The following is a 25,742-nucleotide window of genomic DNA, read 5'->3' as shown; positions in this document are numbered from 1 at the left end:
GTCCGTGGAGGAGTGGCGCTACTCTCCCCGCGCGGGCCTTCGCCGTGAATACGGCGCGATCACAAGGATTGCTTGCGGATGCGACAAGCTCGGTTGTCTTTGGAGGATTTCGAACTGCTGCGCGCGATCGGCGCGCACGGCAGCCTCAGCGGCGCGGCCAAGGCCTTGGCGCTGGATCATTCCAGTGCGTTCCGGCGTTTGGCGGCGATCGAGGCGCGCGCGGGCGCGGCCTTGTTCCGGCGCAGCCGCAGCGGTTATGTCGCCACCGAGGCCGGGGCTGTCGCGATCGCGGGGGCGCAGCGGATTCTCGACGATGCCGATCGATTGCAGCGGCAGTTGGCCGGGCGCGATGCGCAGGCGCAGGGGCGGTTGCGGATCACCATTCCCGATACCTTGGCCGCGGTGGCGGCGCGGATGTGCGCGGCGTTTTCGAGGCAGCATCCATCGGTGCGCTGCGATCTGAGCGTGGCCAATGCCTTCGTCAATCTGCAGCAGCCCGATGCGGACGTGGCCTTGCGCGCGAGTGCGTTGATGCCCGATGGCTTGTCGGTGCGGCGGATCGCTTCGATTTCGACCGCGGTGTATGTGGCCAGCGCGGCGAAGGTCAGCAAGCGTTCCCGGTTGGCCGAGGGCGAGTGGATCGGGTTCGACGATGCCTTGTCGCATCTGTCGTCGGCGCATTGGTTGCGCGCGCATGTGGGCGATGAGCGGATCGCGATGCGGGTCAATTCGCTGCCGGCGGCTTTGGCGGCATGTCAGGCGGGGATCGGGCGGGCGCTGTTGCCTTGCTACTACGCCGATGCGGCCGGTGGGGTGAAGCGGTTGTCGGGGCCGATGGCGGAGGTGCCGACGGAGTTGTGGTTCGCGGTGCATCCGGATTTACGGCGCTCGGCGAAGGTGAAGTTGTTGCGGGAGTTTGCGATGGGCTGGTTGCCGGGGCGGGTTGAGGTTGGGTAGGTGTTTGGGTTGAGACCGCTTCTGCTTTGTTTTTTGTGCGGAGCTTCGCTGGTGGGGACGGGCTTAAGTCTCTGGATTCCCGCGTTCGCGGGAATGACGAGCAAAGGCAACGCCGAAGTCACAGACGGGTCGTGGGTGATGGGTGATGGGTTTTTGATGAGCTGTTTGGCTTGGTAGAGCTTCGCTGGTAGGGACGGGCTGAAGTCGCTGGATTCCCGCGTTCGCGGGAATGACGAGCAAAGGCGAAGCGAAGTCACAGGCGAGGACGCACTCTCCTACCGTCATTCCCGCGAAGGCGGGAATCCAGTGACTTTAGCGAGCAGTCGCCAGAACGCCTCGTCATCACCACAACCAACTGCATTCGCACCACGAGCAGCGTCGAACACCTTCGGCCCACTCACCCCTCACCCATCTGCCCATCCAACCACCGCAAGAACGCCTTCACCGGCGGATGCCGCTCGCGACCCGGCACGCACAGCACGTGATAGGTCTCGCCCGGCACGGTGATGTCGGGACGATGCATCGCCAACAGCCCGCGTTCGACGCTGCCCGCGGTCACCACCGAACTCGCCAGCACCAGCCCCTGCCCCGCGCTCGCGGCATGCAAGGCGTAATGCTCTTCGTCGTAGGCGCGCATCACCCCGCCGGGTTTCATCCAGTCCACGCCGGCGCGGTCGCACCAGGTCTGCCAGGTGCATTCGTACAGTTGCGATTCGCCCCACTCCACCGAGATCAACGTCGGCGAAGGTTTCGCCGCTTCGGCCTCGACATGACCGGGCGCGCCGTACACGCCGAAGTGTTCGCGCAAGCCGCCATGGCGATGCAATCCGGCCGGCACCGCGCCGCCGTAGCGGATCGCCAGGTCGACGCTGGCGTCCTGCTGCAGATCGACGACCTGCGCGCCGGTGTCGATGCGCACGGCGATGTCCGGGTGCTGTTGGTAGAAGCCGCCGATGCGCGGGATCAACCACAGCGCGGCGAACGAGGCGGTGGTGGTGACGGTCAGGCGGCCGGTGCTGCGTTGCGGCTGCAGCGCGGCCAGCGATTGCGCGATCTCCAGCAGCGCGCCGTGCAGGTCGCGGAACAGGCGGCGGCCGTCGCCGGTCAGGGCGACGCCGCGCGGCAGGCGGTCGAACAAGGCCAGGCCCAGCGTGTGCTCGAGCTGCTTGATCTGGTGCGAGATCGCGGTCGGGGTGACGTGCAGTTCTTCGGCCGCGGCCTTGAAGCTGAGGTGGCGGGCGGCGGATTCGAAGCTGCGCAGGGCGGTCAGGGGGAGGTTGGCGAACATGGGCTCAGGGGCAGGCCTAGATTGCGGTGTAACTGGCGGCGCCTGGATTGCGCCGGGGATTTTTATTTCGCGGTCGCGGCTTGCGCCGCTCCTACAGTCGGGAGTGAGGATGAACTTAGTTCATGTGGGTGCGACTATCGTCATTTGTGACGGTGCGTTACGGGAAATAGATTCAGGGCCCGCCCCCAACGGTGGTTCGCCCGATGACTGCTTCCGCTTCGCCGCAACGATTGCTCGTCCTTGTCGCCAGTCCGCGCCGCGATGGCAACAGCGGCATGTTGGGCGCGGCGGTGGTGCGCGGCGCGCAGGCCGCGGGCAGCGAGGTGTCGCTGGCTTTCATCGACGATCACCTTGATGGGTTGGTGCGCGATTGCCGCGAGTGCCGCGACGATCAGGGACGCTGCCGGATCGAAGACGGGTTCGGCGGGTTGTTTCTCGATCGGTTCCTGCCCGCCGACGGCGTCGCGCTGTGCACGCCGGTGTATTGGTACGGGATGTCGGGCCAGGCCAAGGTGTTCTTCGATCGGATGTTCTGCTATTTCGCCAAGAGCCACGCGGGCTCGGCGCAGGTGCGCGAGCGGATCAAGCGCAAGCGCGTGGCCTTGCTGACCTCATCGGAGGAGATCTATCCGGCGATCGCGCTCGGCATCGTGCATCAGCTGCAGGAGTACGCGCGCTACACCCATTCGCGCTTCATCGGCACGGTGCATGGCTGGGGCAACGGGCGCGGCGAGGTGATGCGCGATCCGCAAGGGTCGGTGGCGGCGGCCGAGGCCTTGGGGCGGGAGTTTTTCGAACGGCCGTATCTGGATTTTCAGATGGATACGCCGAGGTGAATTCACTCGGGTGGCGGGTTGAGAGTCTGCGCGCCATGCGGCGGCGAAGTTTTTCTGAGCGGGGTATCCGCCGCGATGCGCCTGGGTTCGATTGCTTGCGAGCGTGGTCAGGCCTGGGCGGAAAGCGTCGGGGCTGAGACTCGCAAACGCCTCGCGATCTCGACGCGACTTCGCCTCGGCGCGCGTTCGCGCGTGCGATGTGTTTGTTGGTTCGATTGCGGCTTCGCGCCGGCGACGTAGGCGCGGGGTCGCGGTCGCGGCTTGCGCCGCTCCTACAGGGGGCTATTGGGAGCTTTGACGATCAGCGCAGGCCGAACCAGGCGCGCGGGATCAGCAGTTTGAGGGCGCGCTCGGCGCTCTTGCGGCGCAGGCCGCGTTGAGCGAGGCCGCGCATCACCGGGCCGATCCAGCGCCAGCGCGGCTGCAGCAGGATGGCTTCGCGCGCCTGCGCTTCGATCCGGTACATCGCCAGCACCTGCTCGGCCAGGCGGCGCTTTTTCGCCGGCAGGTCGGGGATCTGGCGCAGGCAGGCGTCGAGGTCGTCGGCGGTGCCGCGGTAGAACTGCACGGTGCGTTCGTAACGGCGGCGCATCGCCACCTCGCGCGGTTCGTCGCGCGCGAACACGGTGCCGCTGACGCTGCCGGAATGGCGGCGGTACTGGATCAGCGGTTGGCGCAGGCACAGCGACTGACCGAGCAAGGCGCCGCGCAGGCTCAGCGCGTTGTCCTCGATCGGCCCGAGCAACGGCCCGAAGCGATCAAAGACGCAGCGACGAAACGCGAGGGTCGCGCCGAGCAGGCCGATCAGGCGCCCGATGCGCACGTAGTAATCGAATTCGTACCGCTCCGGACGCTGCCGGAAGCTGATCCGGACCGGGCTGCCGTCGGTGTCGATGCCGTCGAAATCGCTGCCCAGCACCATCGCCTGCGGCGCGCGCCCGAACGCATCGAGGATGGTCGCCACCCGTTGCGGATAGGCGATGTCGTCGCCGGCCATCATCACGATGATGTCGCCGCTGGCCAGCGCCATGACTTCGTTGAAATGCGCGGTGACGCCGCGGTTGCTCGCGGTGCGGCGCACGCTGACCTGGTGCGGGCCGCGGTAGGCCGCGACCTGCTCGACCGCCAGCTCGAAGGTGCCGTCGTCGGAGCAGTCGTTGGAGATGATGATTTCGCACGCCACGGTCTGCGCGAACGCGCTGTCGATCGCGGCGCGGATGTAGGCCGCGTCGCGATAGCACAGCAGCAGGATGCTGACCCGCGGTGTCGATGCCGGCGGCGGCGCCGGCAATGGCGGCGCCAACGAAGCAGCGGCCGAAAATTCGGCCGCTGGCAGGGTGGCGAGGGCGCCCATATCGTTCATGGGCGCCGCGGTCAGACGCCGCCGAGTTCCGACAGACCCTTGCGCTCGGATTCGCGCGAGGCGCGGATCTGCGCGTCCACGGCCGCGATCGCGGTCATGTTGACGACGCGGCGCGGGGTCGAGGCGGGAGTCAGGATGTGCGCGGGCTTGTCCAGGCCCATCAGGATCGGGCCGATCGCCACGCCGTCGGTCATCACCCGGACCATGTTGTAGGTGATGTTGGCCGCGTCGAGGTTGGGCAGCACGAACAGGTTGGCGCGGCCGTGCAGGGTCGCGTTGGGGAAGATGCGCTGGCGCAGCGCGTCGTCCCAGGCGGTGTCGGCCTGCATTTCGCCGTCGATTTCCAGCTTGGGCTGGCGCTGTTTGACGATCTGCCGGACCTTGCGCATCTTCGCCGCCGACGGGTTGTCGTGGCTGCCGTAATTGGAGTGCGACAGCAGCGCGACCTTGGGCTCGATGCCGAACAGCTTGAGGCGGTAGGTCGCCTGCAAGGTGGCCTCGGCGATCTGCTCGGCGGTCGGATCGACCTGCACATGGGTGTCGAGGAAGAACCACGCGCCCTGGTCGTTGATCACGCCGGTCATCGCCGAGGTGCCCGACACGCCGGGATCGAAGTCGAAGATGCTGCGCATGTAGCCGAGCTTCTTGTGGAAGCGGCCGACCAAGCCGGAGATCATCGCGTCGGCTTCGCCGCGCTCGACCATCAGCGCCGCGATCAGGGTCGGGCGCGAACGCAGCAGGTTCTTCGCCGCCGCCGGGCTCACGCCGCGGCGTTCGGTCAGCGCGTGGTACTGCTGCCAGTATTCGTTGAAGCGCGGGTCGTCGTTGATGTTGGTCAACTCGAAGTCCACGCCCTCGCGCATGCGCAGGCCCAGGCGCTGGATGCGGGTTTCGATCACGTCCGGGCGGCCGATCAGGATCGGATAGGCCAGCTCTTCGTCGATCACCGTCTGCACCGCGCGCAGCACGGTCTCTTCCTCGCCTTCGGCGTAGACCACGCGCTTGCGGTCGCTGCGGGCGCGGTCGTACACCGGCTTCATCAGCAGGCCGGTGCGGTAGATGTACTGGCTGAGCTTTTCCTCGTACGCGTCCATGTCGGCGATCGGACGCGTGGCGACGCCGGAGTCCATCGCCGCCTTGGCCACCGCCGGCGCCAGCATCACCAGCAGGCGCGGGTCGAACGGACGCGGGATCAGGTATTCGGAACCGAACGTGGGGACATCGCCGCCGTAGGCGCTGCCGAGGTCGGACGATTCCATCCGCGCCAGCGCCGCGATCGCGCGCACGCAGGCCAGCTTCATTTCTTCGTTGATGACCGTGGCGCCGACATCCAGCGCGCCGCGGAAAATGTAGGGGAAGCACAGCGCGTTGTTGACCTGGTTCGGGTAGTCCGAACGGCCGGTCGCGATGATGCAGTCCGGACGCACGGCCTTGGCGTCTTCGGGCAGGATTTCCGGGTAGGGATTGGCCAGCGCCAGGATGATCGGCTTGTCGGCCATGGTCGCGACCATTTCCGGCTTGAGCACGCCGCCGGCGGACAGGCCGAGGAACACGTCGGCGCCGGCGATGATGTCGGCCAGGCTGCGCTTGTCGGTGTCGCGCGCGTAGCGCTGCTTGTCCGGGTCCATGTTGCCGCGGCCGGTGTAGAGCACGCCGTCGCGATCGACCGCGAGGATGTTCTCCGGCTTCATGCCCAATGCGACCAGCATGTCCAGGCAGGCGATGCCGGCCGCGCCGGCGCCGCTGGTGGCCAGCTTGACGTCCTCGATCTTCTTGCCGACCACTTCCAGCGCGTTGAGCACGGCCGAGCCGACGATGATCGCGGTGCCGTGCTGGTCGTCGTGGAACACCGGGATCTTCATCCGCTCGCGCAGCTTGCGCTCGACGATGAAGCACTCCGGCGCCTTGATGTCCTCGAGGTTGATGCCGCCGAAGGTCGGCTCCAAGGACGCGATGATGTCGACCAGCTTGTCGGGATCGCGCTCGTCGATCTCGATGTCGAACACGTCGATGCCGGCGAACTTCTGGAACAGCACGCCCTTGCCTTCCATGACCGGCTTGCCGGCCAGCGGGCCGATGTCGCCCAGGCCGAGCACGGCGGTGCCGTTGCTGATCACCGCGACCAGGTTGCCGCGCGCGGTGAGCTCGCTGGCGGCGTTGGGGTCGGCGACGATCGCCTCGCAGGCGTAGGCCACGCCCGGCGAATAGGCCAGGGCCAGGTCGCGCTGGGTCACCATCGGCTTGGTCGCGGTGACCTTGATCTTGCCCGGCGGGCTGAGGCGGTGGTAGTCGAGCGCGGCGGTTTTCAGATCGTTATCGGACATCAGAGGATGGCTGCCGTGGCAAGGGCGCGAGGTGATTGGACTTGCAGTCTAATGGATCGCCAAGGCGGATTCGCGCGACCGCGGCGGCTTGTTCATTAGTACTTTGGAGTTGTGCCTTCGCCCGCCGCCGGCACTTTGCCCAACCCGGCGGCGAACCTGTCGCGGGGGGTGCGGGGGCCGGCCGCGCGCGCGGCGACCGGGGCGAAAACGTGACCGACGCGGCGGAAACCGACGCCTGCGTATGGGGCTCAGGGCGCATCGGCCGCTGCCTTCCCAGGCTGCACGGTGCTGCGCCACGCCTCCAGGAACTGGCGCCGCTTGAGCGCGTCCAGGTACACCAGCAGACCCGGCCCGAGCGCGATCGGCCGCAGCGCGCGCACCCGCGCGCCGTCGCGCGCATGCGGCGACAGCGGCGCGCCGTCGGCGGCGCGGATCGGCTGCAGGCCGACCTGCCGGGCCAGCATCGCCTGGCCGCGCGGCGACAACAGATAGTCGAGAAACCGCCCGGCCTCGGCCGCGTTGGGCGCGGTGCGCGGGATCAGCGCGGTGCGCAGCAGGACCAGGGTGTAGTCCTCGGGCAGCACGATCCCGAGCGGCGCGCCGGCATCGACCCGGGCCTGGGCGTAGGAGCCCAGCACGTTGTAGGCCAGGGCCAGATCGCCGCGCGCGACCCGGTCGAGCAAGGGCCCGGTGCGTTCCTCCAGCTGGACCCGGTTGTCGCCGAGCGCGGCCTGCAGCGCGCCGGCCATGCTGCCGAGCTGATGGTCCTGAGTGGCCAGCAGATAACCCACGCTGCTGCGGGCCACATCGTAGGTGCCGACCCGGCCGGCCAGCTTCGCCGCCGGGTCGCGCAGCAGGGCCAGCAGTTGCCGGCGCGTGCGCGGCACCTGCTCGGGCCGCAGCAGGCGCTTGTTGTAGACGATCACCACCGGCTCGTAGCTGATGCCGAAGGCTTCGTGCCGCCATTGCGACCACGCCGGCAGCGCGGCGGTCGCCGGCGAACGATGGGCGAGCGCATGGCCGTCGTTGGCCAGCTTGGTCTGCAGGTCCATGCCGCTGCTGATCAGCAGGTCGGCGCGATCGCCCGCGCCGGCGCGCAGGTGGCGGGTGTAGATGTCCTGCGCGACCAGATCGGAATACTCGACCTGGGTGTTGGGATGCAGCCGCTGGTAGTCGGCGATGACCGCGGCGAAGTTCTCGATGTCGGTGGAACCGTGGATGCGCAGGTGGGCGGTGGCGGGCTGCGGTGCCTTGAAGGTTCGCACGTCGCCGGGGGCGGCGGCGGCAGGGGCGAAGAACGAGTTGAGAAGAGTGAGGAGTGAGTAAAGGCAAAGGCAACGCGCGGCGGTCCAATGCCAGCGTTCCCGCTTTTTCTCACTCCTCACTCCTGTGCACTCGTTTTTCACAGCAAGCTCCTGGGCAGGCGCAACGTCACCATCAAGGCGAGAAACGAGTTGAGAGGAGTGAGGAACGAGTAAAGGCAAAAGCAGCGCGCGGCGGTCCAATGCCAGCGTTCCCGCTTTTTCTCACTCCTCACTCCTGTGCACTCGTTTTTCACAGCAAGCTCCTGGGCAAGCGCAACGTCACCATCAAGGCGAGAAACGAGTTGAGAGGAGTGAGGAACGAGTAAAGGCAAAAGCAGCGCGCGGCGGTCCAATGCCAGCGTTCCCGCTTTTTCTCACTTCTCACTCCTGTGCACTCGTTTTTCACAGCAAGCTCCTGGGCAAGCGCAACGTCACCACCAAGCCGCCGCCGACCCGATTGTTAAGGTCGATGCGGCCGCCGTGGCTGTCGACGATGCGTTTGACGATCGCCAAACCCAAACCGGCGCCGCCCGAGGCGGCGTCGCGGCCGCGCGCGAAGCGTTCGAACACGGTTTGCGCATCGGCGGCGGCGATGCCGGGGCCGTGGTCGGCCACCGTCAGCACTGCGCTGGAGGCGGCGTTGCCCTCGCCCGCGGCCACGGTCAGCGCGATCTGCAACGGGCCGCTGGGTTGGCCGGGACGCGGCTGGCCGTGCTTGAGCGCGTTGTCGATCAGGTTCTTGATCGCCTCGCGCAGCAGCAAGGCATCGCCCTGCACGCGCACCGGGTCGCTGGTCACCGCCAGATTCAGGTCCGGACGCGGGCCGGACTGCGGGATCGATTCGTACAGCGCCTGATGCAGCAGTTCGGCCAGGTCGACGGTTTCGAACTGCTGCAGGTGCGAGCGATGAATCGCGCTGGCATCGCTGAGCAACTGGTTCAACAGCCGGCTCATGTGATTGGCGTTGCGTTCGATCATCACCAGACTGCGGCGCTGCTCGGCCGGATCGTCTTCGTCCAGCGCCAGCTGCGCCTGCGCGCGCAGCGCGGCCAGCGGCGTGCGCATCTGATGCGCGGCGTCGCCCATGAACGCGCGCAAGGTTTCGTTGCTGGCCGCCAGCCGGCCCATGAAGCGGTTCAAAGCGCCGACCAGTTCGCCGAGTTCCAGCGGCACCGAACCGGGCACCGGCTTGAGGTCGGACGGTTCGCGCAGCGACAGGTCGCGTTCGAGTTTCTGCAACGGACGCAGTGCGCGATGCACGCCGACCCAGACCAGCGCCAGCGCCGCCAGCGACAGCGCCACGATCGCGATCAGCGCGCGCAGCACCACATCGTCGGCCAGGGCTTCGCGCGCGATCCGCGTCTGCCCCACTTGCACGATCGCCTGCCCTTGGCTGGCCGGACCGGCGACCCAGCGCGACACCGCGACGAACCGCGTGCGTTCGCCCAGGTACATCGCATCGAACAGCTTCGGCTTGCCGTCCAGCGGCGGCGACGGCGGCGCGGGCAGATCGGCGTAACCGGTGATGGTGCCGCCGCCGCGGCCGGCGCCTCGACTGCTGGAGACGCGGTAGTACACGCGATCCTCCGGCGCCATCGCCAGCAGATCCAGCGCGGCATACGGCAGGTCCACCTGCCATTGCCCGTCGACCAGCGCGACGCTGTCGGCGATCGACAACGCCGAGGCGATCAGCAGGTGATCGTAGGAACGGTCGGCGGCGGCGCGGCCATAACTGCGCGCGGCGAGAAACAGCAGGACCGCCCCGATCAACGACAGCACGCCGAGATATACCAGCAAGGTGCGGCGGATCGAATGCGGGCGCGCCGGCTCAGCCATCGGCCGGCTCCACCGGAACGTCGACTTGCGCGGCATCGGATGCTTCGATCATGTAACCGGCGCCGCGCACGGTGACGATGCGCAGCGGCGCGGCGGCCAGGCGCTTGCGCAGACGGCCGATATACAACTCGATCGCGTTCGGCCCTGCTTCGTCGTCGAAGCCGAACAGGCCGTTGCCGATCTCGTCCTTGCTGACCACCTGGCCGAGTTTGCCGATCAGGATTTCCAGCAGGCGGAATTCACGGTTCGGCAGTTCGATCGCTTCGCCATCGAGACTGACCCGATGCGCGCCGCTGTCGAAGGCGAAGCCGCCGATCTGCACGACCGCGCTGGCCTGGCCGCGGTTGCGCCGCAGCAGCACCCGGCAGCGCGCTTCGAACTCGCGGAAATCGAAGGGCTTGGCCAGGTAGTCGTCGGCGCCGGCATCGAGCGCCTGGACCCGGTCCTCGATGCCGTCGCGCGCGGTCAGCATCAACACCGGGGTGGCGTCGCCGCGTTCGCGCAGGCCGGCGAGCAGGCCCAGCCCGCTCAGGCGCGGCAGGCCGATGTCGAGCACGATCAAGTCGAAGCTTTGATATCGCAACACGCTGGCAGCCTTGAGCCCGTCGGACTGCCAATCCAGCGCGTGGCCGTCGCGGCGCATGCGCCGGACGATCGCGTCGGCCAGATCGGCGTTGTCCTCCACCAACAAAATTCGCACCAGATGGACTCCGTCGCTCGGTCAGAAGCCGGGTTCAGGCCGCGGCGGTAAAAACAGCATCGGCGATGACAGGTCTTTGACAGCTTGCGCCGCCTAGCCTGCGCTGGAGGGGTTGGGACAGCCGTGCGGGCCGACCCAACTATAAGCGCAGTGAGCGCGCATGTCGCGCGAAACCGCGGGAAAAGCAGGGTCGGGAGAACCATCGATGGCTGTTGTCCACCACGCCGGCGCGTGCGTCGCGCTGTGCCTGCTCGCCGCGTCCGGCGGCGTCCATGCGCAAGATTCCGGCGAGCGCCCGGTCACCGCCGAACTCGGCGGACGCATTCACTGGGACTTCGCCCAGTTCGACAACGACAGCCGCGGCATCGCCAACCCCGACGACACCGAAGTGCGACGGCTGTGGCTGGACGTGTCGGGCAAGTTCTACGGCTGGGGCTACAAGATCGAAGGCGACTTCGCCGGGCTGCAGGACGATTTCACCGGCGACAGCGTCGAGGCCAAGGACGTCTACGTCACCCGGGACTTCAAGGCCGGCAAGCTGACGATCGGCCAGTTCAAGCAGTACTTCACCCTGGACGACCGGATCAGTTCGAACTACGGCGCGTTCATGGAACGCAGCATGTTCGCCAGTTCGGTCGCGCCGTTGTATCGCTTGGGCGCGGCGTGGATCACCGCGGGCGAGGACTACACCGTGGGCGGCAGCGTCTACAGCCTGGAAAGCATCGACGTGTGGCAGGTCAAGGGCCGCGCATTCGGCGCGCGCGGCACCTGGGCGCCGCGCCACGACGACGGCGACACCCTGCATCTGGGCCTGTCGCTGGCGCGCGAGTCCTACGACCATCCCGGCCGCGACGGCGCCAACGGCCTGCGCATCGCGCCGCGCCCGGCCGGGCATCTATCCGACAACAGCCGCGCGACCTTGGTGAATTTCAATCGCGGGCTCGATACCGATGTCGACAAATACTCGCTGGAGTTCGGCTTCGCTCGCGGGCCCTGGTATCTGCAATCGGAAGTGAGCGGCGCGAATTTCGACGACGGTTCGCAACGCGGCGAGATCCGCTCGGCCTACGGCCTGATCGGCTGGTTCATCACCGGCGAAACCACGCCGTACGACAGCAAGTCCGGCCGCTTCGGCCGGGTCAAGCCCACGCGCGGCAGCGGCGCCTGGCAGCTGGCGGCGCGCTACGACACGATCCGCGGCAAACAGCATCTCAATGGCGCGGCGGATTTCAACGACGTGTCGATGGAACAGGTCAGCTTCGGGGTGAACTGGCATCTGCGCTCGAATCTTCGCTTCATGCTCGACTGGATCGAGAGCCGCAATCGCGATCGGCTGGCGGATGTGACGCTGGATCGGACGCGCGCGGTTACCGGACGGTTTCAGTACGACTTTTGAAGCCAGGAACGAGTGCGCAGGAGTGAGAAACGAGTAACAGCCGACCACCGGCAGTTCGAAACTATCGCGCGCCGCCACTCATTCCTCACTCCTGCGCACTCGTTCCTCATTCCTCTCCACTCTTTTCTCCAAGGAATCGCAAATGCTGACCGCACTCGGCTTCGGCATGGTCCTCACCTTCATGTACCTGATCATGAGCAAGCGGCTGTCGCCGCTGGTGGCGTTGATCGTGATCCCGATCGCGTTCGCCCTGCTCGGCGGGTTCAGCGCCGGCATCGGCGAGATGATGATCGAGGGCATCAAGAAGATCGCGCCGACCGGCGTGATGCTGATGTTCGCGATCCTGTACTTCGGGGTGATGATCGACGCCGGCCTGTTCGATCCGATCGTGCGCCGCATCCTCAAGCTGGTGAAGGGCGATCCGGTCAAGATCGTGGTCGGCACCGCGGTGCTGGCGATGCTGATCTCGCTCGACGGCGACGGCTCGACCACCTACATGATCACCGTCTCGGCGATGCTGCCGCTGTATCAGCGCCTGCGCATGAACGCGCTCAACCTGACCTGCGTGACGATTCTCGCCGGCGGAGTGATGAACCTCACGCCCTGGGGCGGGCCGACCGCGCGCGCGGCGACCGCGCTGCATGTCGATCCCAGCGACGTGTTCGTGCCGCTGGTGCCGGCGATGGCGATCTCGCTGCTGGGCATCATCGCGCTGGCCTGGTACCTGGGCATCCGCGAACGCCGTCGGCTGGGCATCGTCACCCTGCCCGGCCACGGCGAGGACTGGAACCCCGACCTCGATACCGACAGCGACAACCTGCCCACGCTCGCCGACAGCGAAGACACCAAGCGGCCGAAGCTGCTGTGGGTCAACGCCGCCTTGACCGTGGCCTTGATGACCGCGCTGGTGCTCGGCGTGCTGCCGCTGCCGGTGTTGTTCATGATCGGCTTCGCGATCGCGCTGGTGATCAACTACCCCGATCTGGCCGAACAGCGCCGCCGCATCGGCAATCACGCCGGCAACGTGCTAGCGGTGGTGTCGCTGATCTTCGCCGCCGGCATCTTCACCGGGATCCTGTCCAACACCGGCATGGTCGAGGCGATGTCGCGCAGCTTCCTGGCGGTGATTCCCGATGCCTGGGGCCCGTATCTGGCGGTGATCACCGCGATCGCGAGCATGCCCTTCACCTTCTTCATGTCCAACGACGCGTTCTATTTCGGCGTGCTGCCGATCCTGTCGGAAGCGGCGGGCCATTACGGGATCACGCCGGTGGAAATGGCGCGCGCGTCCCTGGCCGGACAGCCGGTGCATCTGCTCAGCCCGCTGGTGCCGTCGACGTATCTGTTGGTCGGCATGGCCAACGTCGATTTCGCCGACCACCAGAAGTTCACCTTGAAATGGGCGGTGTTGATTTCGTTGTTGTTGATGGTCGCTTCGCTCGCTTTCGCCCTATACCCCTTCGCTGCTTGATGGCTCCCTGTAGGAGCGGCGCAAGCCGCGACCGCGACCTCACGGCTGCGTCGCAAGCGCGATGTCGCGGTCGCGGCTCGCGCCGCTCCTACAGTCGGATACCGGGCGACGCCTCCTACGGGAACCGTTCGCCATGCCCCACCGCATCGCCCATGTCACCACGTCAGGAACGAGTTCGCAGGAGTGAGGAGTGAGTAGGAGCCAAGGCCGCCCACCTTCCCCACGTCCCGCTTTTACTCACTCCTCACTCCTGCAAACTCACTTCTCGCTCCAAGGAGTAAACCATGACACTCCGCATCGCCTACGTCACCAGCGGCATGGGCAGCCTCGGCACCGCGATCTGCCAAAAGCTCGCGCTCAGCGGCCACACCGTGGTCGCCGGTTGCGGGCCGAATTCGCCGCGCAAGGCCGGCTGGCTGCGCGAGCAGCGCGAGCTGGGGTTCGACTTCATCGCCTCGGAAGGCAATGCCGCCGACTGGGATTCCACGGTCGCCGCGTTCGCCAAGGTCAAGGCCGAGGTCGGCGAGGTCGATGTGCTGGTCAACAACGCCGGCGGCACCCGCGACATCCTGTTCCGGCAGATGACCCGCGAGGACTGGAACGCGGTGATGGCCGGCAATTTGCATACCTTGTTCAACATCACCAAGCAGGTGATCGACGGCATGTCCGCGCGCGGCTGGGGTCGCATCGTCAACATCGCCTCGGTCAGCGCGCAGAAGGGACAGATCGGCCAGGTCAACTACGCCACCGCGAAGTCGGCGATGCATGGCTTCACTCGTGCACTGGCCCAGGAGTTCGCCGCGCGCGGGGTCACCGTCAACACCGTGTCACCCGGGTATGTCGCCAGCGCCGCGATCAGCGCGTTCCCGCCGGACGTGCTCGATCGCTTGGCCGCGTCGGTGCCGGTGCGACGGCTGGGCAAGCCCGAGGAAGTCGCGAGCTTGTGCGCGTGGTTGGCGTCGGATGATGCGGCGTTCGTGACCGGCGCGGACTATGCGGTCAATGGCGGCCTGCATATGAATTGAGCTTTTGTTTCCTTCTCCCGCTTGCGGGAGAAGGTGCCCGAAGGGCGGATGAGGGTACGCGGGTTGCCGATGCCCTCACCCCAACCCCTCTCCCGCCAGCGGGAGAGGGGCTTTTCTAGGGATCAACTTTTTTAGATCACCCGATCTCGCTGAAATCGCCCTCGGCCATCTGGTCCAGGCGGATGCGATTGGCGAACAGCGAGAACGCCAGCATGCCGGCCAAGCCATTGGCGCGGGTAATCCACGGCGGCATCCAGCGTGGCGGCGCCAGCACGCCGTCGTGGAACAGGGGTTCGAAACGCTGCACGTCGCCGAGGGTCATCTTGCCGGCGAACAGCCAGCGGCACAGGTGCAGCTTCTGCTGACGCAAGGCCCAGCGGAAGAAGGTATGCACGCCGACCAGGCCGCGCAGGTACACGGTGTCCTTGGTGAAGGCCGCGCCGCCGCCGGTCGGCACGCCGCGGAACACGCGCTGCGCCGAGGCGAAGCTTTCGTCCTGGGTCTGGCCGGCGTCGATGAAATAGCGGAACACTTCGATGAAATCGGCGCCGTCCAGCGCCATCGCGACCGCGTCGATGCGCAGGCTCAGGCGCTTCATGCGGCCGATGTCGATGCTGCCGGTGATCTGTTCGGCGAAGGTCGCCAAGCCTTCCTGGGTGGCGGTGCTGCGCGGCGACGACAGCGCCAGGCTCGGCAGCACCGGTTGCTCGCGGCCGTTGAGCGCGGTCAGCGAATGCACGAAGGCTTCGTGTTGCAGCAACTGGTGGCGATCGTAGTCGCTGAACGCCGCGCCGGTGCGCAGGCGGATGCGGGTCGCGCCGGCCGCGGCCTTGGCGATCAGGGTCGGGTCGAGGACTACGTCGATCACGCGGGTATCGAAATAGTCGTCGAGGTCGCGCTGCAATTGCAGGCTCAGCGCGGTCGCGGAAATCTCCACGGTTTCCGCCGGCGACATCAGTTCGCGGTCGAGTTCGTTGGCGATGGAGATGAAATGGTTGGCCGCTTCGCGGGTGCTCGGGCCTTGCCCGGGCAAGGCGACATCGGGTTTGCCGAACAACCGCACCGAGTAATCGGTGACTTGCGGTGTGCCTAGGCATTCGAGCAACTGCGCGGCGATGCCCCAGGAATGCGCCGATTCGATCAGGTACTCGCCGAGCGGATGGTCGGGGTCGGCTTCGTTGGCGACCGCCTCGAGTTCGGCGCGCACGTCGCTGAAATCGTGCTTGGGGTAATCGATCACCGGCAGCCGGGCGACGCCGCGCGCGTAATCGGCGAGGAACGGCGCTTCCAGCCCGGCCGGCCAACTGGCCATGGTCAGCAGCTTGATGCCGCGCGCGGCGCGGACCATGCGCGCGTCGAGCGCGGCGTGGTGCTGGATGTCGGGGGCGAGGCTGGGCGGGGGCGGCAGGCTCATGGGTGGGTTCCGCGGGGGCGGTGGGGGTTCGGGGTTGGCGCTGACGGCAGGGGCAACAGCAAAGGCAAAAGCGAATCCCCCCTGCCCCCCTTTTGCAAAGGGGGGAAAAGCACGGGTTTGGATGGGGGGACACAGCGAGTTTGGAGAGCCGAAGGCGTCGGGGAGATTTGGAGCAGGCGGAATGGTCGGAGCATTCGCGATGCCTGGAACTGCTTCGACGTCTGGACCATCTTCGACGTCTGGACCATCTTCGATGTCTGGAGCACCTTCGATATCTGGAGCACCTTCGACATCTGGAACATTGTCGGTGCCTGGAGCGTCTTCGATATCCGGAACGTCTTCCATGCCGCGATCACAGCATCAACGAAAGCCACCGCGCCATCCCCCAAGCAACGAACTCCGCCGATCGCCTCCCCCCTTTGCAAAAGGGGGACAGGGGGGATTTGCTTTTGCTCTTGCTCGCCACGAAGACAAAGCAAACGACCACCAAACGCGGAAGCCTTCAAACCGCCGCGCTCAACGGCGCCCATGCTTATCGCCCGAACTCTTGTTCGAAGGCTTGCCCGACGGCTTGCCCGGCGCCTTGATGTCGGTCTTGTGCGCGCGCCGGTTGGCGAGCTTGCTGGCCGCGCCCGAGACCTCGCCGCTCAACTTCAGATAGCTGGCGAACCGCTGCGGGTCCAGCTTGCCGTTCTCGATCGCCTCGCGCACCGCGCAGCCGGGCTCGCTCGCGTGCGAGCAGTCGCGGAACTTGCATTGCTCGGCCAGCGCTTCGACGTCGGCGAAGTTCTCGGCCACGTCCTCTTCGCCGGTCGGCTTGAGTTCGCGCATGCCGGGCGTGTCGATCAGGCAGGCGCCCGAGGGCAGCGGGATCAAGGCGCGGTGGGTGGTGGTGTGGCGGCCGCGCGCGTCGCTTTCGCGCACCGCGCCGGTCTTCATGCGTTCGTTGCCGAGCAGGCTGTTGGTCAGGGTCGACTTGCCGGCGCCTGAGGACCCGACCAGCACCACGGTGCGCCCGGGTTTCAGCCACGGCGACATCGCCGCGACGCTGCTTTCGCGATCGCGCGCATTGACCGCGCGGATCGCCACGCCCTGCGCCAGTTCGATCAGCGCGCCGCTAGCCTCGGCCACCGCGTGCTCGTTCGCGGCGAGCGCTTCGTCGGCCTTGGTCAGCACGATCACCGGCTCGGCGCCGCCGCGCACCAGCAACAGATAACGTTCGATCCGGCGCGGATTGAAGTCGCCGTCCAGCCCGCAGACCACGAACACCGTGTCGATGTTCGCCGCGATCAGCTGCTGCTTGTAATGCTCCCCGGCCGCGCCGCGCTTGATCGCGCTGTAGCGCGGCAGCAAGGCCACGACCTTGGCGCGTTCGGGCTCGCCCTCGACCAGCATCCAGTCGCCGACCCCGGGCCGTTGCTCGGGCGCGAGCGAGCCTTTCTTGTAGTTGGCCGCGCGCTGCCACTCGGGCAGGGACTCGACCCGGTAACCGCTGTCGGGGCCGTCGGAGACCACATAGCCGCTGCGGTGCTGCTCGGTGACCCGCGCCGGGCGGGCCCGCGGGTGGTCGGCGAGGGCCTGGCGCCAGACCGGATCGGCCGGCAACGGGTCTTCGGCCGTGATCGGCCAGCCGATCGCCTGCAAGGCGGCGAGTTCAGGAGTCAAAGGCGCGACAGGCATTGGGCATGGCGCGATTCTATAGGCCGCGTGCGGCTTTTGGGCCGAATGGGTCGGTCGGCGGATAGGTTTGCGCCCGGGGACGGCCCGGCGACGGCGGCCGGATCGCCGAAGCGTGCGTGCGGTCGAACGCGGACGATCCCCCGCCCGCCCCGCCCCCGCTGAATCCTGAAGCCGATTCAGCTAGTCTGGACGCCACTTTCATCGACCCCGACCCGCCGCGATGTCCTTGCCGCCTCTGAAAACCCGCGAACGCCTGTCCGAAGTCCGTTACGAAATCCGCGGTGAATTGGCCCGGCGAGCCCGCGAGCTGGAGGCCCAGGGCCGCAAACAGATCAAGCTCAACATCGGCAACCCCGGCGCATTCGGTTTCCGCGCCCCCGAGCACCTGCAGCGCGCGATCGCCGACCACATCGCCGACACCGATCCCTACACCCATCAGCAAGGCCTGCCGGTCGCGCGCGAAGCCATCGCCGCCTTCCACAAGAAGCGCGGCACGCCCAACGCCTCGCCCGAGCGGGTGTTCGTCGGCAACGGCGTGAGCGAGCTGATCGACCTGTCGCTGCGCGCCCTGCTCAATCCAGGCGACGAAGTGCTGCTGCCCTCGCCCGACTACCCGCTGTGGTCGGCCGCGACCATCCTCAACGACGGCCGCCCGGTGTATTACCGCTGCCAGCCCGAGAACGGCTTCCTGCCCGACCCGGACGAGATCGAGCAGCTGGTATCGAGCCGCACCCGCGCGATCGTGCTGATCAATCCGAACAACCCGACCGGCGCGGCGTATCCGCGCGAGTTGATCGAACGCATCGTCGCCATCGCCGCCAAGCACAAGCTGCTGCTGATGTGCGACGAAATCTACGACTCCATTCTTTACGACGGCGCGCAGTTCGTGCCGGTCGCGCCGATCGCCGGCGATCTGCCGTGCCTGAGCTTCGGCGGCCTGTCCAAGGTGCATCGCGCCTGCGGCTGGCGCGTGGGCTGGGCGGTGCTGTCGGGCGATCCGGTCGCCAGCGGCGATTTCCATCACGCCATGGACCTGCTCGGCGCGCTGCGCCTGTGCGCCAACGTGCCGGGCCAGTTCGCGATCGAAGCCGCGCTCAACGGCGAAGACACCATCGCGCCGCTGTGCGCGCCCGGCGGCCGCCTGTACGAAGCGCGCCGCGCGGTGATCGAGTCGGTCGAAGCCAGCAAGCACCTGCAACTGGTCAAGCCGGCCGGCGCGCTGTACGCGTTCCCGGCCGTGGTCGGTGCCGCCGCGCAAGGTTTCGACGATCACCGCTTCGCGCTGGAGCTGCTGGAAACCGAAGACGTGCTGGTCGTTCCGGGCTCCAGCTTCAACGTGCCCTACCGCAATCACTTCCGCGTGACCCTGCTGCCGCAGCCGGCCGACGTGCGCGAAGTGTTCGGCCGGATCGAGCGCGTGCTCGACCTGCACGCGCAACGCGCCGAGCACAACGCACAGGCGCTGTCCGCCGCGGTCGCCTGAGCCGGCGGTGAACCAACTCCGTTACCTCGCGCTGGGCGACAGCTACACCATCGGCGAAGCGGTCGCCGAGTCGGGCCGCTGGCCGGTGCAACTGGCGGCCGGCCTGAGCGAACGCGGCATCGCCGTGGCGGCGCCGCGCATCATCGCCACCACCGGCTGGACCACCGACGAACTCGCGCTCGCGCTGGACCTGGCCGAGCCGCTGGGTCAATGGGATTTCGTCAGCCTGCTGATCGGGGTCAACAACCAATACCGCGGCCGCGGCGCCACCCAGTACGCGGGCGAGTTTCGCGAACTGCTGGAACGCGCGATCGGTTATGCGCACGGCCGCAGCGACCGCGTGCTGGTGCTGTCGATTCCCGACTGGGGCGCGACCCCGTTCGGCGCCACCGACAAGCGCGGCCCGGCCACGATCGGCGCCGAACTCGACGTGTTCAACATCACCGCCAGCGAGATCTGCGCGCGGCACGGGGTCGCCTTCGTCGACATCACCGCGGTCTCGCGCGAACGCGGCAGCGAGCCGGCGATGGTCGCCGAGGATGGCCTGCATCCGTCGGCGGCGATGTACGCGCAGTGGACCGCGCTGGCGTTGCCGGTGGCGATGGACTTGCTGCGCGATCCGTCGGCCTGAGCTATCGCGCGGTAGCCCCTGTAGGAGCGGCGTGAGCCGCGACCGCGACACCGCGCTTGCGTCGTAACCGTGATGTCGCGGTCGCGGCTTGCGCCGCTCCTACCATCGATTACCCCGCAACGCACCGAACCACGCGGATTTCCCCATCCGCGCCCACAGTGCCAAACTGCCCGACCACCCCAGCGACGCGGCCTTCAACCAGCGATGACCCCAGCGGCCCAAGCCATGGCTCCAGGACAGGCGTTGCATATCGCCCGCGCCTACCTGCCCGAACATCCGCTCGGCAATCGCTGGGACTATTACTACAGCCGCGCCAAGCTCAGCAGCGATCCGCTCTACCCCGGCGTCAGCGAGGCCCTGCGCGGCACCGATGCGCCCCTGCTGGACCTGGGCTGCGGGCTGGGCCTGCTCGCCCACACCTTGTACGCCGACGGCATCCGCGTGCCCTACCGCGGGGTCGACAGCGACGCGGCCAAGATCCGCCGCGCGGTGCGCGCCGCCGCCAAGGTCGGGCTGAAGGACGCGCGCTTCGACACCATGGACCTGTCGCGCGAATTGCCCAACCACCGTGGCAACGTGGTGATCCTCGACGTGCTGCAGTTCATTCCCTATCCGGCCCAGGCGCAGGCCATCGACAAGATGATCGCGATGCTCACGCCCGGGGCGAAACTGGTGATCCGCACCGGCCTGGACGACGGCACCGGGCGCGCGCGCATCACCCGCGCGGTCGATCTGTTTTCGCGCGCGCTGGGCTGGATGAACGCGATGCCGCGTTATTACCCCGATGGCGAGGCGCTGCGCGCGCGCCTGCTCGCGGCCGGATTGCAGGTCGAGTTCACCCCGCTGTTCGGGCGCACGCCGTTCAACAACTGGCGGATCGTGGCTTCGAAATAAGCCGTGGCATCGATCGCGCGTCGATCATGGCGATGCGGCTTCGGGCCATCGTCGCGTTCCCGGCGCGGTCAGCGCACCACCGGCAACACGCAGCGATAGCCCAGCGCCTGCAGGCGCGCCAGCAGCATCGCCATGGTCTCGACATTGCGGCCGTGCCGCGCGCCCTCGTGCATCAGCACGATCGCGCCGGGCGACAGGCCGCGTTCGATCCGCGCCACCACCGTGGCCGGGTCGGCGGCGACCGCATCGAAGCCGCGCGCGGTCCAGGCCACCCGCGCCAGCCCGCAATCGCGCAGCCAGCGCGCGGTGAACGGATTGGCCATGCCGACCACCGCGCGGAACCAGCGCAGTGGGTAACCGGGCAGCAGGTCGCGCAAGGTGCGGTCGGCGTCGACGATCTGCCGCCGCATCGCCGACGGCCCCAGCCGCCAGAACGCCGCAGAAGGATGATCGGCGCTGTGATGGCCGATGCCGTGGCCGCGCTGCACGATCTGGGCCAGCAGGTCCGGCCGCTCGCGCGCGCGTTCGGCGACGACGAAAAACGTCGCCTTGACCGCATGCGTATCGAGCAGGTCGAGCATCGCCGGGGTATCGGCCGAGGGGCCGTCGTCGATGGTCAGCCAGACCTCGCGCTCGCGCGTCGGCAAGCGGCTCAGGACCGGCCCGAACAGACGCGAGCGCGGCCACAAGGTGCCCCAGAACATGACCGCGTGGGTGAGCAGCAGCGCCGGCAGTCCGACCCGCCAACCCAAGCCCAGCCACACCCCGATCACGGCCAGCTGCGAGGCGGCGAACAGCCACAGCCAGACGAAGGGTCGGCGCGGCGGGCGATGGACGACGGTCGGGTTCATCAAGCGGGCGGGGGCTCGGGAATCGGGAATCGGGAATCGGGAATCGGGAACAGCAAAGCACGGCGTCAAGCGTTCACAAGCGCAGGGGCCGTCCTGGAGGCGGCGCGGGCCAATTCGGCACAGTCGGCACCGTCGGCACCGCGCGCGTGCCGCGGCCGTTCCCGCATCCTACCTTGCGGCGGCTTCGCGCCGCCCCCATGTGGGCTTCATTCCCGCCAGACAGACCGCCATGTCCCTCGATCCCGCCCTGCGTTCGCGCATCGAAACCCTGCTCCAGTCCAACCGCGTCGTGCTGTTCATGAAGGGCGAGCCGAACGCGCCGCAATGCGGCTTCTCGGCCAAGGCCGCCGGCGCGCTGAATGCGCTGCTGCCGCAGGGCTACGCCCACATCGACGTGCTGTCGAACCCGGACCTGCGCGAAGGCATCAAGGTCTACGGCGAATGGCCGACCATCCCGCAGCTGTATATCGACGCGCAGCTGGTCGGCGGCAGCGACATCATCGAGCAGATGGCCGGCAGCGGCGAACTGCACGGCCTGCTCGGCCTGCCCGCGCCGGACCGCAGCCCGCCGAAGCTCAGCATCACCCCGGCCGCGGCGCAGATGCTGCGCGACGCGGTCGCCAACGCCGGCGAGAATTTCGCCGTGCAGCTCGAGGTCGACGCGCGCCACAACGTGCGCCTGCAGCTGGCGCCGGTCGATGCCGACGCGGTCGCGGTGGAGATCGACGGCGTGCGCGTGCAGACCGACTGGATCAACGCGCGCCGCGCCGACGGCGTGTCGATCGACTGGGCCGACGACGAACGCGGCCGCGGCCTGGTGATCACCAACCCCAACGCGCCGCCGCCGGTGCAGTCGATCGCCCCGGAGCAGGCGCGCGAACGCGTGAGCGCCGGCAGCCTGCGCCTGGTCGACGTGCGTCCGGCCGACGAACGCGCGATCGCCCGGGTCGGCGTCGCCTTCGACACCTTCGACGCCGGCACCGACGCGCTGGAATCGCTGCCGAAGGACACCCCGCTGGCGTTCCTGTGCCATCACGGCGGGCGCAGCGCGCAGGCGGCCGAACACTTCCGCCAGCAGGGCTTCACCCAGGTCTACAACGTGATCGGCGGCATCGACGCCTGGGCCGATCTGGATGGATCGATCGCGAAGTACTGATCCGCCGCGACCGCGTTGAACGACGGCCGCGATGCCTGGCATCGCGGCCGTTTTTGTTTGCGCCTCATCCAACACGCGCCGCGAATCTTCGACAGCCCCCTGTAGGAGCGGCGTAAGCCGCGACCGCGAATTACGCATCTCGGCGCAAGGGCGGTATATGAGGTATTACGGGCTTGATTTGGACTTTCGCCGACAGCCGATGTGTCGCGGTCGCGGCTCGCGCCGCTCCTACAGGAGCTTCGATGCGATTACGCGGATCGCCGGCCGCGTCGCTCAGCCCTTGAAGCCGCCATCGTCGAGATAGGCCTGTTCCTCGGCCGTGGTCTGTCGCCCCAGCTCTGCATTGCGATGCGGGAATCGGCCGAAACGCTCGATGATCTGCAGATGCTTGACCGCCCATTGCGCGGCATCGGTGCCGTCGTCGTTCGCCGGCAAGGCCCGATGCAGTTCGACCGATCGACGCTGATCGTCGATGGCCTCCGAATGTTCGAACGGCAGATAGAAGAACGGCCGCAACGCCGGCTCGATGCGCTGATCGTGGCCGAGTTCCAGCGCGCGCCGCGCGTAATGCCGCGCCAGCGGATCGGTCGCGTAGGAATGCGCGCTGTTGCGGAATACGTTGCGCGGGATCTGGTCGAGCAGGATCAGCAGCGCCAACGCCGATTCGGCGTCGCGTTCGACCCAGTCGTCGTGTTCGCGACGCGCGGCCGCGTGGTGCGCTTCGAGAAAGCCGCTGCGGCATTGCTGGTCGAAATGGTCGCTGCGGTCGAACCATCGGGCGGGACCGGCGTCGCGCCAGAACGCGACGACTTCTTGGGCGGTGACGGGCATGCGGGGGCTCGCGGGAAGTGATGAGGAAACCCTAGCAAATAATGGGCAATGAGGCATGACGCGCCCAGGCCGATCGGCCGCGCACGAATGCACCACGCATTGTCGCTCGATGAATGCCAAGCCCTCACTGCCGCTTCCTTTCACCACGCAATCCATCAGTGAAGACGTTGCGACGAACCCGACTGTAGGAGCGGCGCGAGCCGCGACCGCGACATCACGGCTGCGACGCATGTGTGGTTTCGCGGTCGCGGCTCGCGCCGCTCCTACAGTCGCAAACGCGGCTGGCAATGGTGGGAGCTTGCCTCATCAAGGGCGTTGCCTCGACGCTTGATGGCTGCCACGACCTGTCGCAACGTCCCTGCCGTCATACCCGCGAAGGCGGGGATCCAGGGCCTTTCGTGCGAGAACGTTTGAAGTCGCTGGATTCCCGCGTTCGCGGGAATGACGGGCAAAAACGACAGTCACGCGATCTCGCGGCGAAGCGCTTCGACCGCAATCCGCGATCAACCCGCCTCACCCTCGCCCAGCTGCGTCTCCAGTTCGTTGATCCACGCCACGGTCAGACTCTCCATGGTCACCGCATAGATCAGCGGGCGGATCGAGCCGGCCGAGTACGACTGCGAGACGAAACGCGCATGCGCTTCGCGAAACGCCAGCCACGCCTGATGCGCGTGTTCGAACGCGGCCAGGCCGTCGCTGTCGAGTTGCTTGCGCAGATGCGCGACCAGCCCTTCCAGCCGCACTTCCTCGCGCCCGAGTTCGGCGATCGCATGCCGGCTCATATCGGCCTGGCTGACCCCGTCGTCGTCGCTGTCGCGCGCGATCGCTTCAGCCTTGCCGAAGTAGTTGTCGGCGATGCGCGCGGCGGTTTCGGCCTTGCCGATCAGGCGGTTTTCGAACCGGCGCAGTTCCTCGACGCTGGTGTGCGCGCCGTCGAGTTCCTGCTTGAGCGCGAGCAACTGTTTGCCGCGCTCGATCGCGTCGACGGTGCCGCGACGTTCGGCGATGCGTTGGATGAAGTAGAACGCCCACGTGAGCAGGGCGCCGATGATGGTGAAGATCAACTGTTCCATGACCTGTCCTCCGGCCTTGGTCCACAGTGTCGTCTTCGAAGGTCTCAGGCCATGCGATGTCGCGTGCCGTGCGTCGCAAAACCCCTATAAATATAGGGATTTTCTTTGTGACAGGGGTAAACGATTCAGGCTGTCGCAAGCACGGGTTGGCGGCGAAATCAGGCGGCCGCGTCGGCACTTGGAGCCCTCACCCCAACCCCTCTCCCGCAAGCGGGAGAGGGGCTATGAAGCGGAGCGGGAGGTGATCGTCGCCACGTGTTTGACGAGATTTTTGCGTGGCGGCAGTCGTTAGACAGTTCGCGCAGCACTCCTCCCTCTTCCGCTTGCGGGAGAGGGCCGGGGTGAGGGCCGTCCAGCACACCTCACTCGTCGAAGCGCAAATGCCTCACCGACTTGCCATGCCGGCGAATCAACTTCAACGCTTCGATGCCGACGTTGATATGCGTATCGACGAAGCTCGCGCTGACCTTCGCATCCGAGGCTTCGGTCTTGACGCCCTCGGGAATCATCGGCTGGTCCGACACCAGCAGCAGCGCGCCGCACGGGATGCGGTTGGCGAAACCGGCGGCGAACACGGTCGCGGTTTCCATGTCGATCGCCATGCAGCGCATCGCGCGCAGCCGTTCCTTGAACGCTTCGTCGTGTTCCCAGACCCGGCGGTTGGTGGTGTAGACGGTGCCGGTCCAGTAGTCGTGACCCAGGTCGCGGATCATGGTCGAGACCGCGCGCTGCAGCGCGAATGCCGGCAACGCCGGCACTTCCGGCAGCAGGTAATCGTTGGAGGTGCCTTCGCCACGGATCGCCGCGATCGGCAGGACCAGATCGCCCAGTTCGTTCTTGCGCTTGAGCCCGCCGCACTTGCCCAGGAACAACACCGCCTGCGGCATGATCGCCGACAGCAGATCCATCATCGTCGCCGCGTTCGGGCTGCCCATGCCGAAGTTGATCATGGTGATGCCGTCGAAGGTCGCGCTCGGCATCGGCCGGTCCAGGCCGACGATCTCCGCGCCGGTCAGGCGCGAGAAGGTATTGAGGTAGCCGCCGAAATTGGTCAGCAGGATGTGCTGGCCGAACTGGTCCAGGGGCACGCCGGTGTAGCGCGGCAGCCAGTTTTCGACGATCTGTTCTTTGTCTTTCATGCTGTTGGCCTGTTCTTGTTGTTGTCCGGCCATTGTCGCACCGCCCATGACCTTAGTCAGGGTTGGCAGCGGCGAAACCGGCCGTTACGG

General features: G+C 67.3%; 21 protein-coding genes. 9 read left to right on the top strand and 12 right to left on the bottom strand.

From position 1 onward, the window contains the following. Positions 1–78: 78 nt before the first annotated feature. The gene (locus IEQ11_RS02610) at positions 79–957 is read left to right on the top strand and encodes a LysR family transcriptional regulator (protein WP_191821325.1); all 879 of its coding nucleotides are present in this window, start codon (positions 79–81) and stop codon (positions 955–957) included. Between the two features lie 397 nt (positions 958–1,354). Here IEQ11_RS02610 and IEQ11_RS02605 read toward each other — a convergent pair whose 3' ends face one another. Next, on the bottom strand, positions 1,355–2,245 hold the full coding sequence (locus IEQ11_RS02605; RefSeq protein ID WP_191821326.1) for a LysR substrate-binding domain-containing protein: 891 nt from the start codon (positions 2,243–2,245) through the stop codon (positions 1,355–1,357). Positions 2,246–2,448: 203 nt separating this feature from the next. Here IEQ11_RS02605 and IEQ11_RS02600 point away from each other — a divergent pair, with 203 nt between their 5' ends. After that, complete coding sequence (locus IEQ11_RS02600; RefSeq protein WP_191821327.1) at positions 2,449–3,081, top strand: flavodoxin family protein; 633 nt, start codon at positions 2,449–2,451, stop codon at positions 3,079–3,081. Positions 3,082–3,382: 301 nt separating this feature from the next. On the opposite strand, the gene IEQ11_RS02595 is transcribed toward IEQ11_RS02600, so the two are convergent. The 5 genes from IEQ11_RS02595 to IEQ11_RS02575 form a co-directional block, all read right to left on the bottom strand. Then, positions 3,383–4,444, bottom strand: coding sequence for a glycosyltransferase (locus IEQ11_RS02595; RefSeq protein WP_082124792.1), 1,062 nt, complete (start codon positions 4,442–4,444; stop codon positions 3,383–3,385). An 11-nt stretch (positions 4,445–4,455) separates the two neighbouring features. Then, positions 4,456–6,768, bottom strand: a complete 2,313-nt coding sequence (locus tag IEQ11_RS02590) for an NADP-dependent malic enzyme (protein ID WP_046659887.1) — start codon at positions 6,766–6,768, stop codon at positions 4,456–4,458. 248 nt (positions 6,769–7,016) lie between these two features. Then, on the bottom strand, positions 7,017–8,033 hold the full coding sequence (locus tag IEQ11_RS02585) for an ABC transporter substrate-binding protein (RefSeq protein ID WP_232526239.1): 1,017 nt from the start codon (positions 8,031–8,033) through the stop codon (positions 7,017–7,019). Positions 8,034–8,474: 441 nt separating this feature from the next. Continuing rightward, a complete protein-coding gene (locus IEQ11_RS02580) occupies positions 8,475–9,908 on the bottom strand; it encodes a sensor histidine kinase (RefSeq protein WP_191821328.1) in 1,434 nt (477 codons plus the stop codon). Continuing rightward, positions 9,901–10,608 (bottom strand): response regulator transcription factor, encoded by a 708-nt coding sequence (locus tag IEQ11_RS02575; protein WP_191821329.1) that lies wholly within the window; start codon positions 10,606–10,608, stop codon positions 9,901–9,903. The genes IEQ11_RS02580 and IEQ11_RS02575 overlap by 8 nt, the downstream gene beginning before the upstream one ends. A 205-nt stretch (positions 10,609–10,813) precedes the next feature. Between IEQ11_RS02575 and IEQ11_RS02570 the strand changes: the two genes are divergently transcribed. The 3 genes from IEQ11_RS02570 (at position 10,814) to phbB (ending at position 14,500) form a co-directional block, all read left to right on the top strand. Then, entirely contained in the window at positions 10,814–12,004 is a 1,191-nt protein-coding gene (locus tag IEQ11_RS02570) for an OprO/OprP family phosphate-selective porin (RefSeq protein ID WP_191821330.1), read from the top strand. Positions 12,005–12,146: 142 nt separating this feature from the next. Beyond that, positions 12,147–13,475: a CitMHS family transporter gene (locus IEQ11_RS02565; RefSeq protein WP_191821331.1), complete on the top strand. Its 1,329-nt coding sequence runs from the start codon at positions 12,147–12,149 to the stop codon at positions 13,473–13,475. A 284-nt stretch (positions 13,476–13,759) separates the two neighbouring features. After that, complete coding sequence (phbB, locus tag IEQ11_RS02560; RefSeq protein ID WP_046659882.1) at positions 13,760–14,500, top strand: acetoacetyl-CoA reductase; 741 nt, start codon at positions 13,760–13,762, stop codon at positions 14,498–14,500. A gap of 136 nt (positions 14,501–14,636) precedes the next feature. Here the strand turns inward: phbB and IEQ11_RS02555 are convergent, their stop codons facing one another. Both IEQ11_RS02555 and rsgA read right to left on the bottom strand, forming a co-directional pair. After that, positions 14,637–15,914, bottom strand: a complete 1,278-nt coding sequence (locus IEQ11_RS02555; protein WP_046659881.1) for a flavohemoglobin expression-modulating QEGLA motif protein — start codon at positions 15,912–15,914, stop codon at positions 14,637–14,639. 516 nt (positions 15,915–16,430) lie between these two features. Next, entirely contained in the window at positions 16,431–17,594 is a 1,164-nt protein-coding gene (gene rsgA / locus IEQ11_RS02550) for a ribosome small subunit-dependent GTPase A (protein WP_036102580.1), read from the bottom strand. A 220-nt stretch (positions 17,595–17,814) separates the two neighbouring features. Between rsgA and IEQ11_RS02545 the strand changes: the two genes are divergently transcribed. The 3 genes from IEQ11_RS02545 to IEQ11_RS02535 all read left to right on the top strand — a co-directional run bounded on the left by IEQ11_RS02545 (position 17,815) and on the right by IEQ11_RS02535 (position 20,602). Next, complete coding sequence (locus IEQ11_RS02545) at positions 17,815–19,077, top strand: pyridoxal phosphate-dependent aminotransferase (RefSeq protein ID WP_046659879.1); 1,263 nt, start codon at positions 17,815–17,817, stop codon at positions 19,075–19,077. Between the two features lie 7 nt (positions 19,078–19,084). Beyond that, complete coding sequence (locus IEQ11_RS02540) at positions 19,085–19,708, top strand: SGNH/GDSL hydrolase family protein (protein ID WP_191821332.1); 624 nt, start codon at positions 19,085–19,087, stop codon at positions 19,706–19,708. A 225-nt stretch (positions 19,709–19,933) separates the two neighbouring features. Continuing rightward, a complete protein-coding gene (locus tag IEQ11_RS02535; RefSeq protein ID WP_191821333.1) occupies positions 19,934–20,602 on the top strand; it encodes a methyltransferase domain-containing protein in 669 nt (222 codons plus the stop codon). A gap of 68 nt (positions 20,603–20,670) precedes the next feature. On the opposite strand, the gene IEQ11_RS02530 is transcribed toward IEQ11_RS02535, so the two are convergent. Then, positions 20,671–21,456, bottom strand: coding sequence for a polysaccharide deacetylase family protein (locus IEQ11_RS02530; protein ID WP_425494659.1), 786 nt, complete (start codon positions 21,454–21,456; stop codon positions 20,671–20,673). A gap of 226 nt (positions 21,457–21,682) precedes the next feature. On the opposite strand from IEQ11_RS02530, the gene IEQ11_RS02525 reads away from it, so the two are divergent. Next, positions 21,683–22,609, top strand: coding sequence for a glutaredoxin domain-containing protein (locus IEQ11_RS02525; protein ID WP_036102586.1), 927 nt, complete (start codon positions 21,683–21,685; stop codon positions 22,607–22,609). Between the two features lie 273 nt (positions 22,610–22,882). Here IEQ11_RS02525 and IEQ11_RS02520 read toward each other — a convergent pair whose 3' ends face one another. The 3 genes from IEQ11_RS02520 to IEQ11_RS02510 all read right to left on the bottom strand — a co-directional run bounded on the left by IEQ11_RS02520 (position 22,883) and on the right by IEQ11_RS02510 (position 25,652). Then, a complete protein-coding gene (locus IEQ11_RS02520) occupies positions 22,883–23,440 on the bottom strand; it encodes a DUF924 family protein (protein ID WP_191821335.1) in 558 nt (185 codons plus the stop codon). 503 nt (positions 23,441–23,943) lie between these two features. Next, positions 23,944–24,513, bottom strand: a complete 570-nt coding sequence (locus IEQ11_RS02515; RefSeq protein WP_052756621.1) for a lysozyme inhibitor LprI family protein — start codon at positions 24,511–24,513, stop codon at positions 23,944–23,946. A gap of 362 nt (positions 24,514–24,875) precedes the next feature. After that, positions 24,876–25,652: an AMP nucleosidase gene (locus IEQ11_RS02510; protein WP_036102821.1), complete on the bottom strand. Its 777-nt coding sequence runs from the start codon at positions 25,650–25,652 to the stop codon at positions 24,876–24,878. Positions 25,653–25,742: the final 90 nt, after the last annotated feature.

It is taken from the genome of Lysobacter capsici (assembly GCF_014779555.2).
Lineage (GTDB): Bacteria > Pseudomonadota > Gammaproteobacteria > Xanthomonadales > Xanthomonadaceae > Lysobacter > Lysobacter capsici.
This window is presented reverse-complemented; position numbering and strand designations above follow the sequence as displayed.